This window comes from Oryzibacillus soli, from assembly GCF_051594765.1.
Classification (GTDB): Bacteria; Bacillota; Bacilli; order Paenibacillales; family NBRC-103111; genus Paenibacillus_AR.
This window is the reverse complement of the sequence record NZ_JBPPGJ010000002.1, coordinates 254,071-270,090: the sequence shown is the minus strand read 5'-3', so window position 1 is coordinate 270,090 and position 16,020 is coordinate 254,071. Positions and strand designations below refer to the sequence as shown.

At 60.4% G+C, this 16,020-nt stretch carries 8 protein-coding genes; all 8 read left to right on the top strand.

The annotated features are described in order from the left end of the window. Positions 1 to 10 precede the first annotated feature (10 nt). Positions 11 to 895 (top strand): carbohydrate ABC transporter permease, encoded by an 885-nt coding sequence (locus ACSEXW_RS03130; RefSeq protein ID WP_438444639.1) that lies wholly within the window; start codon positions 11 to 13, stop codon positions 893 to 895. Between the two features lie 66 nt (positions 896 to 961). Next, positions 962 to 2,506: an extracellular solute-binding protein gene (locus ACSEXW_RS03125; protein ID WP_438444638.1), complete on the top strand. Its 1,545-nt coding sequence runs from the start codon at positions 962 to 964 to the stop codon at positions 2,504 to 2,506. A gap of 100 nt (positions 2,507 to 2,606) precedes the next feature. Further along, entirely contained in the window at positions 2,607 to 4,892 is a 2,286-nt protein-coding gene (locus ACSEXW_RS03120) for a helix-turn-helix domain-containing protein (RefSeq protein ID WP_438444637.1), read from the top strand. 35 nt (positions 4,893 to 4,927) lie between these two features. Continuing rightward, entirely contained in the window at positions 4,928 to 7,234 is a 2,307-nt protein-coding gene (locus tag ACSEXW_RS03115) for a GH36-type glycosyl hydrolase domain-containing protein (RefSeq protein WP_438444636.1), read from the top strand. Positions 7,235 to 7,331: 97 nt separating this feature from the next. Then, positions 7,332 to 8,951 (top strand): S-layer homology domain-containing protein, encoded by a 1,620-nt coding sequence (locus ACSEXW_RS03110; RefSeq protein ID WP_438444635.1) that lies wholly within the window; start codon positions 7,332 to 7,334, stop codon positions 8,949 to 8,951. Positions 8,952 to 8,967: 16 nt separating this feature from the next. Beyond that, entirely contained in the window at positions 8,968 to 10,764 is a 1,797-nt protein-coding gene (gene uidA, locus ACSEXW_RS03105; RefSeq protein WP_438444634.1) for a beta-glucuronidase, read from the top strand. 79 nt (positions 10,765 to 10,843) lie between these two features. Beyond that, a complete protein-coding gene (locus tag ACSEXW_RS03100; protein WP_438444633.1) occupies positions 10,844 to 11,230 on the top strand; it encodes a hypothetical protein in 387 nt (128 codons plus the stop codon). Between the two features lie 73 nt (positions 11,231 to 11,303). Next, on the top strand, positions 11,304 to 15,995 hold the full coding sequence (locus ACSEXW_RS03095) for an immunoglobulin-like domain-containing protein (RefSeq protein ID WP_438444632.1): 4,692 nt from the start codon (positions 11,304 to 11,306) through the stop codon (positions 15,993 to 15,995). Positions 15,996 to 16,020 lie beyond the last annotated feature (25 nt).

The window sequence follows — 16,020 nt, the reverse complement described above, 5'->3', positions numbered from 1 at the left end:
GCTTCCCCCGATGGTTCAAGACAAATCGCTAGGCAACAAAATATTCGACAGCGTCAACGTCCTCGTACTCGGCTTGTTCGCTCTCGTCACCATCATCCCGTTCGTCTATATCGTAGCAGGCTCCTTCGCCACCCAGGAGGAGCTGCTGTCCAAGGGCTTCATCCTCTTCCCGACGGAGTTCTCGCTTGCCGCCTATGAATTCATCTTCTCCACCAGCACGCTGATGCGCAGCATGGGGGTTACGATCTTCATCACCGTGGCCGGCACGCTGATCAATATCATCATGACCTGTCTGATGGCATATCCGCTGGCCCGCAAGGACCTGGACTTCCGCCGCCCCATTCAGTTCCTGGTCATCTTCACCATGCTCTTCAGCGGCGGGATGATTCCCACCTTCCTGGTGGTGAAGCAGATGGGCTTGATCGACACTTATTGGTCCTTGCTTCTTCCGGGCGCCATCAGCGCCTTCAATCTGATCGTCATGCGGAGCTTCTTCCAGCAGCTTCCGGATGGCTTGGAGGAATCGGCCAAGATCGATGGAGCCAGCGACCCCGGCATTCTGGTCCGCATCGTCATTCCGCTGTCCCTGCCGGCCATCGCCACCTTCTCCTTGTTCTACGCAGTCGGCCATTGGAACACGTTCTTCAACGCCGTGCTCTACATCAACGATTCGGCCAAGTGGCCCATTCAAGTGCTGCTGAGACAGATCGTCATTCTGTCCGAAGGCGGAGGGCTGGGGGATACGACCTCCTTCGACGCCACCCATGTGGCACCGCCCGAGCAGTCCGTGAAGATGGCCGCCATCGTGGTATCCACCATTCCGATTCTCATCGTCTATCCGTTTCTTCAGAAGCATTTCGCCAAAGGGGTATTGTTGGGGTCTGTGAAGGGCTGATCTGCCTGATCCGGCTCCAATCCGATATACTACAATTACAGAGGGTTAAAGGGAGGATCATCGAAGATGAAGAAAGCGAATCAACAAGGATGGCGCAAGCCGGTTGCGATGATGGGAGTTATGGCGATGGCAGCAGGTGCTCTGGCCGGCTGCGGCGGGTCCAAGGATGAAGGGGCAGCATCTCCGGCCGCTTCGGCTAAGGCGGGAGCCGCCACCCAGGCCGCTCCGAAGGGCCCTTACAAGATGTCCATCATGCTCCCCAGCTTCAACCCGGAGGCCATGTCCACCGACGGAGAAATTTACAAGCGCCTTCAAGAGAAGACCAACACGGAGCTGAAGCTCACTTGGGTTCCGTCCTCCACCTACTCCGATAAGCTCAGCGCCACCGTGGCGTCCGGCGAGATGCCCAGCGTCATCACCGTGCTGAACCAGAAGCTGCCTTATATCGTGAACTCGGTCCGCTCCGGCATGTTCTGGGAGGTCGGACCTTACCTGAAGGATTATCCGAACCTGAGCCGCATGAACAAAATCGCCCTCGATGCCATCTCCATCGACGGCAAAATCTACGGCATCTACCGGGAGCGCGATCTGGCCAAGGACGGACTCATGCTCCGCAAGGACTGGCTCGACAACCTGGGTCTGAAAGCTCCGAAAACCATCGACGAGTTCTACAATGTGCTGAAGGCCTTCGTCAATGACGATCCAGACAAGAACGGCAAGAAGGACACCGTGGGCATGGTCGAGCAGCAGGTTGCCGCAGGCTGGAGAAGCATGGTGGTCTGGTTCGGCGGTCCGGCGGATTGGGAGATCAAGGATGGCAAGGCCAGCCCGGCGCATCTGTCCCCGGCTTATCTGGAAGCGATGAAATTCTACAAGAAGCTGTACGACGAGAAGCTCATCAACCAGGACTTCGCCGTTGTGAAGGACGGCCGCCAGGTGTTCAACAAGGGCACCGCCGGCGTATGGATTGCCAACATGAATGACGGCCAGGGCATGGAAGAGACCGTGAAGAAGGTCATTCCGACCGCTGCGGTCACCATGGTGAACGCTCTGCAGGGACCTGCCGGTCTGCGCAGCGCAGGCGGCTCCGGCTCCTACGGCATCTTCATGATCCCAAAGACTACGGTGAAGACCGAAGGCGAACTGAAGTCCATCCTGAACTTCTTCGATAAGGTATCCGACGAAGACATGCAGAACATGCTGATCAACGGCTTGGAAGGCCGCCAATACACCATCGAGAACGGCGAATACAAGAAAACCACGGATTCCAAGATGCTGGTGGAATACGGCATGGGCGACTCCACCCAGCTGGCGGTTTTGCGTGACAAGGTGAAAACCTTCGGCGGCCCGCTGGTCCATCTCCGCAATGAAATGTATGCCGCCAACGCCAAGATCGCCGTGGGCAACCCGATGAACGCCTTCATCTCCGACACCTACAGCGAGAAGGGCTCCGAGCTGGATAAGCTGATCGAGGACTCTCGCGTGAAGTTCATCATGGGCGCCATCGACGAAGCCGGCTGGAAAGCAGCCGTGGCCAAGTGGCGTCAAGACGGCGGCGACAAGATCATGGACGAATACACCAAAGCTTACAACGCCGCAGGCAAGAAATAAGACAGGACGCTGCCCGACCGGCAGCGGACAAGGGCCGCCCGCCGGAGGGGTACGGGTTATGGTAGAATAAAAGCAACAACGGTGCCGGGGGTAGTGGAACATGCGAAGATCCAGCTATTTGCTCAAATTGGTGATTCTCACCTTAATGGTGGGTACATTCCCGGTGTTGATCCTGGGCTGGTATTCCTACCACTACTCCTCCCAATCCGTCCTGAAGCAGATGGAGGAGGGCAATGCCCAGGTGCTGCGGCAGAGCCAGCTCCGGGTGGAGCAGACCCTGAAGATGATCGATTATTCCACCTCCCAGGTGCTCAGCGTGCCGGCGGTATCCAAGGCGATCCCGCTGCGGCTGGGCACAGGGGAGACGGCGGTCATCCAAGAGCTGTACAACATCCTGGCCTCGATCCAGACCTATGAGCTTGGCATCAAGGACGTCTACCTGTTCAGCCTGCAGCAGGACTGGCTGATCACAAACGGCGGGATGGAGGAATACAGCCAGCCCGGACTGAAGGAGAAGCTGCGTTCCTACGCATCGAATCTGCAGGGCTCCTTCTGGACCGCTGCGGAAAGAGCCAAGCTGCCGGGCTCGGAGGGCATGGTGGAGCTGGAGCACGCCGTCATGAGCGTGAAGAAGTGGCCCATCAATTCGGCCAACCCGAGGGGCATGATCTGCGTGGTCGTCTCCGCCAGCCAGCTGAAGCAGCTGATCGACAGCGATCCGCTGCCGGGCGGGACCACCTTCATCCTCGACGGCAGCAACCGGGTCATCGCCCATTCCGACGATACCAAGCTGGGGACGGACCTGTCCGGCACCTCTTATATTCAGACCATCCGGGCCAGGCAGGATCTGTCCGGTGTCTTGAAGGACAAGGAAGGCAAGGAAGCGGTATCCATCTCGTTCCGCAAATCATCCTACAACGGCTGGACCTACGTATCCGTCGTCCCGACCCAGGCTATTACCCGGGAGGCGACGGCCATCGGCTGGACCTCGATTCTCGTCAGCATCGGCGTGTTGGCGGCTACGGTAGTCGTCTCCCTGATCGGCTCCAGACGGATGTACAGTCCGGTGCGCCGGATTTCCCGGGTGCTCCTGGATGAGAAGGATGCGGGGCAGCGCAAGGACGAATTCGTCGCTATCGCCGACCGGATCGAGGGGATTCTGTCCGATCAGACCAAGCTCCGGTTCGAGCTGGAGGGACAGCAGAAGCAGCTGGTGGAGCTCTTGGAGCGCAAGCTGCTGCTGGGCGAGGTGAAGGGCAAGGAGATCCGCGAGAGACTGCACTATTACGGCTTCGGCCATACCGAGCAATGGGAAAAGATGCGGGTCATGCTTCTGCAGATCGACCGTCTGGAGACCGGCAGATTCTCCGAGAAGGACCGGGATCTCCTGCTGTTCGCGGTGAGCAACATCGCGGCGGAGCTGGTGCCGGAGGGCGGAAGATTGCCGCCGATTGTGATCCAGGAGTCCGTTGCGGTGCTGATCGGAACCCGGGCCCAATCGGAGGAGGCTTTTAAGGAAGCGGTCTATGGAATGGCCGTGAAGGTCCAGAGCTCCGTGAAGAGTTATCTGGAGCTGCAGACGAGCATCGGCATCAGCCGTCCGTTCAGCGACTGGGCGGAGGCGGGCCGCGGTTATGAAGAAGGGGAGAATGCGCTGAAGTACCGGGCGCGTCTCGGCGAGGAGGCGGTCCTCTTCATTGAAGACGTGCAGCCGCATCAGAGCAAGGACATCGTCTACCCCAAGGAACTGAGTGATGAGCTGCTGGAGGCGATCAACAATCTGGATACGGAACGGGCCCGGACGGCGCTGACCGTTATGATGGAGTCCCTGTCGAAGCAGGATTACGACCACAACGATTACCAGCTGTCGCTGGTCCGGCTGCTGATGGAGCTGGTCCGTCTACTCCAGGATGCGGGCATCTCGCTCCATACCCTGGAGGTGGGAGAGGGCTCCTTGTTCGAGGAGCTGCTCAAGCTGCATACGGGACGGGAGATTGAAGCCTGGTTCGGTGAGCATATCGTGGAGCCGGGAATCCGCCTCTTGGAGGAACGGAGACAAGCCCAATTCTCCTCGATCTCGCAGGAGGTGAAGCGGCTGATCGAAGAAGCCTTCGATACGGACCTGACCCTGGAGAAGTGCTCGGCCCGGATCAATTACCATCCCCAATACATCAGCCGGGTGTTCCGGCAGGAGACGGGGATCAACTTCGCGGACTATCTGGCGCAATACAGGCTGGAGGTGGCGAAGAAGTGGCTGAAGGAAACGGATCTGACGATTACGGACATTGCAGAGAAGCTGAAATACAACAATCCCGCCAACTTTATCCGCTACTTCCGCAAGATGGAGGGAATGACCCCCGGGCAGTTCCGGGATAAGATCAAATAAAGGCAGAGGCGGGGAGACGGAAGGAGTCTAACGGATTGAACGGTACGAACATCTACGGACATTGGGAGGACCGGGGACAGCGGTTTGTCATCATGACGCCGCAGACGCCGGCCCGGTGGTTCAATTATCTGTTTAACGACACGTATTACATGGAAGTCGGGGAGACGGGCCAGGGAAGCAGCACGGCCTTCAAGCCCAAGCATCGGGTGTATACGCGGGGCTTCCGGTTTTTTTATCTGCTCGACCACGATACCGGGGAGGTCTGGTGTCCGGCCTACCGGCCGCTGAAGAGCGGAACGGAAACGTTCACCTGCACCCATGGCCTGGGCTATACGGAGATCCGTTCCGTCAGCAGGGGCATCGAAGCATCGGTGCATGTGTTCGTTCCCAGGGAGGGACAGCAGGAAATCTGGACGGTCACCTTGACGAACCGCAGCGGGCGGCCTCGGGAGATATCCTTGTTCTCGGTCTTCGCGCTGGAGAACGGCGGGGTGATGGGGAGCAAGTGCAGCTATGACGAAGAGAAGCAGATTCTCGCCAGCTTCTCCTTCCCGTACCATGTGACCTACGACGACAAGGCCAAGGTGGACGGGGACCATACGAACTGGGTCTACGTCTACTCCGACCGGCGTCCGGATTCCTGGGACGGCAGCCAGCGGCGGTTCTTCGGCGGCGATGACCTGACGGAGATCCCCGCGGCCGTGAAGAACGGCGAGTGCTTCAACAAGCGGGCGGAGGCGGAGAACCCGGTAGGTGCCATGCAGCATGCGCTGACGCTGCAGCCGGAGGAGGAAGCGGCGGTACGCTTCGTCGTAGGCTGTGCCGGTTCGCCGGAGGAGATCGTTGCGGGCAGAGCCGCGTTGGCGGCGAAGGGCTGGGATGTGCTGCTGCAAGAGGTGGAGCGGCATTGGGAAGCCATCAGCGCCACCTTCGACGTGGATACACCGGATCCGAACGTGAATGCATTCATGAACTTCTGGCTCAAAAAACAGATCGTCCTTCAGACTCGGACGAACCGGATGTCCAATTACTGCCCGATCCGCAACCAGCTGCAGGATGCCCTGGGCTATGCGATGGTGGACGGCCCCGGCGCAGCGGAATATATGATATCGGTGCTTCAAGGACAAGAGACAAGCGGCTTCATCAAACAATGGATCATGACCGACGGCTCGCCGCCCAAACATCTCTGTCTCTTGAATCACACGGACGGACCGGTCTGGCTGCTTCTATGCTTCACAGCTTTGATTAATCAATGCGGTGATGTGGAACTGCTCCATCGCCAGGTAGGTTTCAAGAACAGTGATGAAACCGCTTCCATCTATGAGCATCTGCTGCTGGCAGCCGATTATATGGCCTCCGCCACCGGAGCCCACGGTCTGTGCCTGATGGGAGACGGGGACTGGAACGATCCGATCAACGGTCCCGGCCGTCTGGGCAAGGGCGAGTCCGCCTGGAACACTATGGCGCTTGTGTATGCCCTTCGGTCCATGCTTCCGTTCTGCACGCTGCTGAATGACGAGTCGAAGGCCCGGCATCTGGAGGGACTTGCGGACCGTCTGGCGGAGGCCGTCAACCGTACCTGCTGGGACGGCGACTGGTATGTGGCGGGCTTCGACGATTTCGGCGAACCCTTCGGCACGGCCAACGATCCGGAAGGCCGGCTGTTCCTGAACACGCAGACCTGGGCCATCATGAGCGGCATCGCTGCGGGCGAGCGGCTGGAGAAGTGCATTCGGGCCATCGACAGCCTGGATACGCCGTTTGGTCCGAAGCTTCTGGAGCCTGCCTTTAGCGAGTGGAATCCGAAGTGGGGGCGGATCAGCATCAAGCTGGCCGGCACGACGGAGAACGGCTCCATTTACTGCCATGCCTCCATGTTCAAGGCATTCGCCGATTGTGTGGCCGGACGGGGCGCTCAAGCCTTCGATACCATCGCGAAGACGCTGCCTACCAATCCGGACAATCCGCCGTCCGTGAACCTGCAGGTGCCGATCTTCGTGCCGAACTTCTACTTCGGGCTCGAGGATTCTCCGAATTACGGACAGTCCAGCCACCATCACTCGACGGGCACCGTCGGCTGGATGCTGTGGACGACGCTGGAATATGTGCTGGGTACCCGGGCCACGGTACGGGGACTCACGGTGGATCCGTGTATTCCTCCGGAATGGAACGGATATGCGGTGGACCGCACCTTCCGAGACGCCCGGTACCGGATCGCCGTGAAGAATCCGGGAGGCACCGGCAAGGGAGTCAAGCGGATCGTCGTGGACGGCCGGGAGTGGACGGAGGATGTTCTTCCGTACGAGAGCGGCCGCATCTATGAAGTGGAGGTCTATCTGTAAAGGAAACCGGAACCCGGGGATAAGCGAACAGTGTCCATCAGACGCGGGTATCGTTTATCCCCGGTCTTCCATGTGAAATCAAAATGGAGAGCGGGGTATGAACTTGAAAGCGATGTATAAGACATTCGTCGTGATGCTGGCCATGCTGATGCTGTCCCTGCCGGGAACCGTATTTGCGGGAGAGGCGGCATCCACCTCCTTGCAGCCGATCGGAACCGTGAAGCCGGGAGAAGCTTTCACCGTCAAGGGCACGACGAGCCTGCCGCAGCTATTGGTCCGCATCCTTCGTCCGAACAAGACGGTGCTGGAGCTGGATCAGATCACCGCAGGCGAGCTGGCGGCGGGCAAGACCGTTACACTGCCGGCCTCGGCTCCGACGGGTACCTATACCGTTGAAGCGGGAATCGGCACGGATGTGACGTCGGTGAGCTTCACGGCTGGAGCCGGGACACCAGCCCCCGGCGGAACGGAGGATCCGGGCGGCACCGAGGAACCGGGGCCATCGGCTCCGCCCCCTTCCGCTCCGATCCCCGGCGGGCAAGTGCCTCCGGCACCCGGTCCTTCCTCAGGGCCGATTGTGCTGAAGCCGGCTCTGTCTGGACCGTCCGGCTTGGCGGCCGCCCGATTGTCGGATATGGAATGGGACCAGGCTATCGGCCAAGCAGCGGACGGCAAGGTTGCCGTCGTGTTGGAGAAAGCGGCAGGGGCCAAGTCCTACGAGGTTCAGCTTCCGGCAGTCTCCCTTAACGGCACGAAGCCGGAGGTCTCGCTTCACATCAAGAGTGAATTTGCGGAGCTGACCCTCCCGGGCCGTATGCTGGGGAATTCGAATCCCGGGCAGACGGGTACCGTGGTGCTTCGGATCACCCAGGCGGCTCCGTCGGGGCTGCCGCAGGAGGCGAAGGCGGCCGTCGGCTCACGGCCTGTCCTGAACCTGTCACTTCAACTGAACGGACAGGATGTGGCCTGGTCCAACATGCAGGCGCCGGTGACGGTGTCCGTTCCTTACTCGCCGTCCGCGGCGGAGAGAAGCGCCCCGGAGCAGATTACCGTCCGGTACATCGACGGTATGGGCCGGGCCTTGGCGGTACCAAACGCCAAGTACGATCCTACCGCCGGAACCGTCACCTTCCGGGCGACCCACTTCAGCGTCTACGCGGTGGCCTACATACAGCCGACGTTCACGGACTTGGGAGCGCATGCCTGGGCTAAGAAGCCCATCGAGGTGCTGGCGGCCAAAGGCATCATTCAAGGGATGACGCCGGCCTCCTTCGCGCCGGAATCGAACATCACGCGGGCGGACTTCATGCTCCTGCTGGTCCGGACGCTGGAGCTCGGCGCCGCTTTCAAGGATAACTTCGCGGATGTCCGGCCGGACGATTACTACTATGGGGCGCTGGGCGTGGCCAAGTCCTTGGGGATTAGCCAAGGATCGGAGGGGAACCGGTTCCTTCCGCAGCAGGAGATCACGAGACAAGAGATGATGACGCTGACCGCCAGAGCGCTGAAGGCAGCCGGGAAGCTGAAGCAGGCCGGATCGGCCTCCGAGCTGTCACGGTTCGCGGATGCGGGCTCCGTAGCGCCTTATGCGGCGGACAGCATCGCGGCCCTGCTGAAGAACGGGATCGTCACGGGCGACGGATCGGGCATCCGCCCGCTGGGCCAAGCGACACGCGCCGAAACGGCGGTCATGATGTACCGCATCTATAACCAATAAGAAGGTGGAGACAACCATGCTGTATCCCAAAGACACACAGACACGGGAAGTGAAGGATTTATCCGGAATTTGGAGGTTCAAGGTAGACCGCCATAACACGGGCCGGGCGGACATGTGGCACATGCAGCCCCTGCAGGACACAATCCCCATGCCGGTTCCGGCCAGCTACAACGATATGACCCAGGACGCTTCGATCCGGGATCATATCGGGGATGTCTGGTACGAGACCTTCTTCCGGATTCCCCGCTCCTGGAGCGGAGACCGGATCATGCTCCGGGTCGGAAGCGCCTGTCACCATGCAGTCGTATGGGTCAATGGCCGGCAGGCGGCCGAACACAAGGGAGGCTTCCTGCCCTTCGAGGCGGATATCTCAGAGGCGGTCGAATACGGCATGGAGAACCGGGTTACCATCGTCGTCAACAACGTGCTGACCTGGCAGACGCTGCCCCCGGGGCGGATCAAGACCTTCGACGATGCCAAGCATCCGGAGGGCTACCGCATCCAGGAATACTTCCATGACTTCTACAATTATGCCGGCCTGCACCGTCCGGTGAAGGTATACCGCACCCCAGCCGCCCATATCCGGGACGTGACCGTCACCACGGATGTCCAGGACGGCACGGGCCTGGTGACGTACCGGACCGAGGCCTCGGAGGCAGGAGCCGCCGTACGTGTCCGGCTCGTGGACGAGGAAGGCCGGATGGTGGCGTCGGGAACCGGTGCCCAGGGCACACTGCGGGTAGAGAACGCCCGTCTGTGGAAGCCGCTGCAGGCTTATCTGTATACCTTGCACGTAGAGCTGGTAGGAGATGACGGCGAGACAGCCGACCATTACATGCTCGATATCGGCATTCGGACCGTCCGGGTGGAGGGCAGCCGGTTCCTGATCAACGGCGAGCCATTCTACTTCAAGGGCTTCGGCAAGCACGAGGACAGCGACATCAAGGGCAAGGGCCTGGACTATGCCGTGAACGTCAAGGACTTCAATCTGCTCAAGTGGATCGGCGCCAACTCCTTCCGGACCTCCCACTATCCGTATGCAGAGGAGATCCTGGACCTGGCAGACCGGGAGGGCATCGTGGTCATCGGCGAGGTGCCGGCGGTAGGCTTCACCTTCTTCAATTACAACGACAAGGTCTACACCCCGGACCAGGCCAACGACGAGACACTGGCCCATCACCTGGACGTGCTGAACGACATGATCGCCCGCGACAAAAACCACCCCTCCATCGTCATGTGGAGCGTCGCCAACGAAGCGGCCACGTTCCAGGAGGAGGCGGTGCCTTACTTCCGGAAGGTGGCCGAAACGGCCCGGGTGCTGGACGCCACCCGTCCGCTTACGCTGGTCCAGTGGGCGCTGCCGGACAAATGCCAGGTGGCTCAGTTTTTCGATGTGGTGTGCGTGAACCGGTACTATTCCTGGTATGCGGACCCCGGCTGTCTGGATCTGGTGGAGCACCAGGTGGAGTGGGAGCTGTCGGGCTGGCACCGCAACTTCAACAAGCCGGTCATCATGTCCGAGTATGGGGCGGACGCCATAGCCGGCTTCCATCAGGACCCGCCGGTCATGTTCACCGAAGAGTACCAGTGCGAGATGCTGCAGCGGTACCATAATGTGTTCGACCGGCTGGATTATGTGATCGGCGAGCACGTGTGGGCCTTCGCGGACTTTGCGACCAAGCAAGGAACCACCCGCATCAACGGCAACAAAAAAGGGGTGTTCACCCGCCAGCGCCAGCCGAAGGCAGCCGCCCATATGCTGCGCAGAAGGTGGGAGCAGATGGCCGTAACCCCGAAGTGGAGCGGCCGCTGATCCGGCATTACGGTGCCGAACAAGGCTCCGGACCCGTTGGAAGACGTGGGCCGGAGCTCATAAGGAGGAATCCGTGAGGATGTCACAGGAAAGGACCCATTTCCCGATGGTCAAGCGCTGGAGCGCCATCGCGCTGACGGCGGGCATCATCTCTTCGTATTGGACCGGTCTGGCGGGGACGGCGGAGGCCGCCGCCGTACTGCCGTCCAACCGGCTGGTCCGGCTGGAGGTGGATGCCGCGTCTCCTGCTGCCGCCCGCGCCAAGGCGGAGCAGTACAACAATTCGAACAACATCAACAAGAACATCAACAACGTCGAGCAGGTGGTGGAGCTGTCCGCAGGCTTCGATGCCGGCGATCCGGAGAACCCGGCCTATTCGGTGAGGGTATTCGTGCTGGACCGTCTGACCCTGGACGGCACCGCTCTGCCCGAGGTATTGTCCAACAAGCTGATCATCAGCGAATAATCGTGCACATCGAGGGCGAAAGGCGGCGGTTCTTCCGCCGTCCTCGCACCGTGCAGAGGAGGCAACGAGCACTATGAATAATACCAACCTGTTCCGATCGGTCTGCAGGCCGGTCAGCATGCTGGCGGCTGTCGCCATGCTGGCTTCCGCCGCTCTGGGGCTTGCCCCGCTGCCGGCCGGCAAGGCCCAAGCGGCCGCAGCGACTCCGGCCATCCCGCTGGAGGCAGACTTCGGGGTATCCCAAGGAACCCTGATCCGGACTGAGCAGTTCAATAATACCAATTACAGCCCGCTGCCGGTTCATGCGGTGGAGGCGCTGGACGGGATCGGCACCAAGGTGGTGCGGGATTTCGTCAAGATCAACTGGTATTACAATAAGGATCCGAACAACCCCGAGCGGTTTGCCTATTCCATCAACACGCCCGAGAATCTGGCCACCAACCCGGACCTCTTAAGCGCCCGCAAGGAATCCTATGACTTCATGTCCCAGTTCACCGATTCCATCCTGATCTCGCTGGCCTACTCCTACGGCGGGGATACCAACCCGGCGAAGAATCGGCTCCTGACCGGAGAGACGGAGATGAACTGGCCCGAATTCGACGCCGCCATGAAGACCATCATCAAGACGCTGAAGGAGAAGAATCCTAAGCTGGAGTATATCGAGGTGGGCAATGAGCCCAATCTGGAGCCGGCCTTCTATGGCCATGTGAAGGACGACATCCCGGGGTATATGAGAATGTACAAGGGGATGTCCGAGGCGGTGGTCTGGGTCAACCAGCAGTTGGGCTTGGGCGATACGCCCGGAAGCCGGGGCGTTCGTCTGAAGGTGGGCGGACCGGTGCTGTCCGGCTATAATTTTGCCAAGCAAAAGGAATTCGTCGACATCGCTTACGCCAACCATTATCAGGTGGACTTCGTGTCCTGGCACCGGTACAAGACGGAGGTGAAGGATAACGAAACGCAGGAGCGGGAGATGAAGACGTACCTGCGCCAGTTCTATCCCCAAGCCATCACGGTCGTCAGCGAATACGGCTATAAAGGCGGCGGAGGCCTGGACGATTCCACCAACAATGTAGCGCTTGCCAAGCAGGCGGCGTTCATGACGGACTCGGCGTATTTCTATGAGAAGGGCGGCACGGATATTCCCATGAACTGGGTCGCCGTACATACCTTGAACGCCTACTTCAAAAACCAGTTCGACGTCGATACGGCGACGAGCAGCGGAACGGCGGGGTGGCAGACCTACCGGACCTCGGATCCCCGGCCCCTGCAATACTTGAACCTGCGGGGGTGGAGGGAGTCGGCGACCTCCAAGCTGATGAAGATCAAGGAGATCCGCTTCTTCGACAGCTCGGAGACGCCCATCCCAATTCCCAATGCGGCTAACGATCCGCTGATCGCGGCCGTGACGGACAACAACGAGGCCACCGAATTCCTGCAGGGGGACTATTGGAACTGGCTGAAGTTCGATATGGGTCCCAATGGGCCCGCCATCGCCCGCGTGGATATTCTGTGGGGCAATACGGACATCAACAAGTTCCAGCTGATCGGAACGAATGACCGGCTGCACTATTACGAGCTCCTGGGCAAAACCTTCTTCACCCCGTACTTCAACACCATGCGCATGTTCTCCCGCCTGGGGGACCAGAAGGTGCAATCGACGGGCGGCAGCACGGCGAATACGGGCGTGAGGATGCTGGCAACGAAGAACAGTGACTCCAAGGTGACGATGATGGTGTGGAACAACCAGATGGACGGCACCGTCAGCTCCGACGTCAGCATCGGCGTACAGAATCTGCCCTCCGGGTTCCAGGGCAAGATGATGAAATACAAGAAGTATCTGGTGGACGAAACCCACAGCAATTATGCCTATAACAAGATTGACGAGCTGGAGCTGGTGGATGAGGGAGTCCGGGCCATTACCGGACAGGACCGGTTCGACGCCACGCTAGCGAAGAATGCGGTGATGCTCTTCGAGCTGGAGGCGGTGGATGCCAGCATTAAGAACATCATCTCCGCAGGCAAAGCAAGCACCGGAACCCTGTCCGGCCTGCCGGCGCTGACCGACGGCAATCCTGCCACGGCAGCTGTTGCGGCAGACGGCAGCTATCCGCAGTCGGTTACGCTGGACCTGGCCCGGGAGTACAGCCTGACGGGGATGGAGACCCGTTGGACGAACGCCTTCTCCACGCTGTACCGGTATAAGATCGAAACCAGCTTGAACGGGACGGACTTTACGCCGGCGGCCGACCGGACCCAGGGGGCGCAGGCCTTCGGGAACGGGCTGGATTGGTTCGCAGCGAAAGCACGGTATGTGAGGCTGACGGTAACGGGAGCCTCCGGTAGCGCCCCGCTCTCGATTAACGAGATGAAGGTGTTCGCAGACGGCATGTACAAAAGCGGCTTCGACAAGCCGGAGGATCGGAATATCTCCGCTTGGACCATGCTGGGCTACAGCAGCACCAGCACACCCTGGACGTTCACGTCCGATACGGTGACGGGCAACACTTATCTTCATCCGGTATCCGCATCGTCCTCCGATACCTCTCCCCGTTTCGCCATCTTCGGCGAAGCGCTGAAGGATTATGGCGTTGAGGCGAAGGTGCGGCTGGCCGATCCCGTTTACACGGGGGATGCTCAGCTGGGGGTACTGGCGCGTGCTCCGGTGACCTCCGGAAGCACCAAGGGCTATAACAGCCATTATTATTTCATGCTGGAGCGCAAGGGAGGCGTGCTGAAGGCTGTGCTGGAGAAGCGGCTGAACGGCTCCTCGACGGTCGCGGCTGAAACGGTGCTGCCGGCCGGCTTCGATCTGGCTGCCTGGCATAAGCTGAATCTGGAATGTGTCGGTACGGCCATCACGGGTTATGTGGACGGTGTCAAGACCGTAGAGGCGGCGGACGATAGCCGGACCAACGGCCTGCCAGGCCTCCGCAGCCACAAAGCCATGGTTCAATACGACGACGTCCGCGTCTATCCCATCATGCCCTTGCTCGGAGACATTCAGGTCAATGGAGTGACCATCGAGGGCTTCCAGCCGGGGATCGGCCAGTACATGGTGAAGCTGCCGGCAGCGGTCAGCACGGCTGCAGTGACCGCCTCCGTGTACGGAACCGCCAATGCGACGGTAAGTCCCTCCGCATCGGGTCAGGTGCAGCTGGGCGGAGTCGGGCAGTTGGCGGTCTACAACCTGGCGGCTCTCTCCTCCGAGGGGAACGGAGCGACGTATTACACGCTGACCCTTAGGACTGCCAGCGATGATGCGACGCTCTCCAGCTTGAAGCTCTCTGTCGTTCCGGACCAGGGTCCCTATAATCCGCTGGTCCTGGCGCCGAGCGACATCGCCCTGCAGCCCGGTGTGTACGACTATACGGTGAAGGTGCCGTCCCGGACGTCCTATGTCTCCGTTCTTGAGGCGGTGCCGACGGTGAGCAACCTGTCCACGGCCATCGCTACGGACGCCGTGCTGAATGGCGGGCAGGGGACGATAACCGTAACGGTAACGGCAGAAGCGGGCAACACCCGGACCTACACCCTTCACCTGGTGACGAATCCGGAAGCGCCCGTGGGAACCGTGCTGTACCAAGAGGACTTCGAGAACGGCACCTTCAACCAGGACGGCGCCACAGGGTGGAAATTGGGAGCGGCCGTGGATACGTCCAATCTCCGGGTCGTCAACGATGGCAATGGCAAGGTTCTGGAAAAATTCACCACACCGAATCAAGCCTTCACGGTGGGCTCCGGCTCCTGGACCGATTATGAGGTGCGGGCCCGGGTGAAGCCGCAGGTGGATAAAAGCTTGCCCGGCGTCATCGCCAGAGCTTCCGATGACGGGCGGAACTTCTACATGCTCCGGATTCATAACGAAGTGAACGGGCTGGCCGGCGGAAGCACGGGCTACATCGCGCTGGGCCGTGTGGTGGACGGCAGCTTGAAGGAGCTTGCCGTCAAGATGCCTTATCCTTACAAGGCGGGCAAGTGGTATCAGCTGCGCCTGCTCGTCAACGGTACCCGGCTGATGGGCTACGTGGACGACAAGCTGGTCTTCGACGTAACGGATGACGGCAAGCTCTTCGGGAATTATCCGGCGCTGACCGGCGGCAAGGCGGGCATCCGGGTGGCCAACAATGTGGCCCGGATCGATGACTTTACCGTCGCGGCGCTGACGGGTCTGCCGGCGGATACCGTGAAGCCGGTCATCACCCTGGCCGGTCAACCGACGGTTACGGTGCAGAAGGGCTCCACTTATACGGACCCGGGCGCCACCGCTTCGGATGACCGGGACGGCGACCTGACCTCCCGCATCGTGCGTACGGGGACGGTGGACACCGGAATGCCGGGAACGTACCTCTTCCGCTATAACGTCCGCGATGCGGCGGGCAATGCCGCGTCCGAGGTCATCCGCACGGTAATCGTCTCCGCACCGGCTGCCGGGAAGCCCTTCACCGTCTCCCTGGACGGGGCTCTCGACCGGACCCAGGGCATCGGCGTGAAGGTCCGGATTGCCCGGACTCCGGACACGGCGGATCATGACGGCAGAGAAGCCGTCTACTTCCAGCTGCTCCGCGGCCATATGCCGGTCAGCCATGTGTCGGTTGCGGCGGATATCGGAACGGACGGCAGCTATGCCGCACACTTCGATGTGGAGGATCCGCAGGATGCCGGCTATACCGTCCGGGTGATCGTGCTGGACACGTTCAGTCCCACCGAAGGGAGCCTTCCTGTTCCACTCTCGGAGAAGCTGACGGCAGGCGGCACCAACTAAAGGAAACGCCAAAAAAGGGACTGTT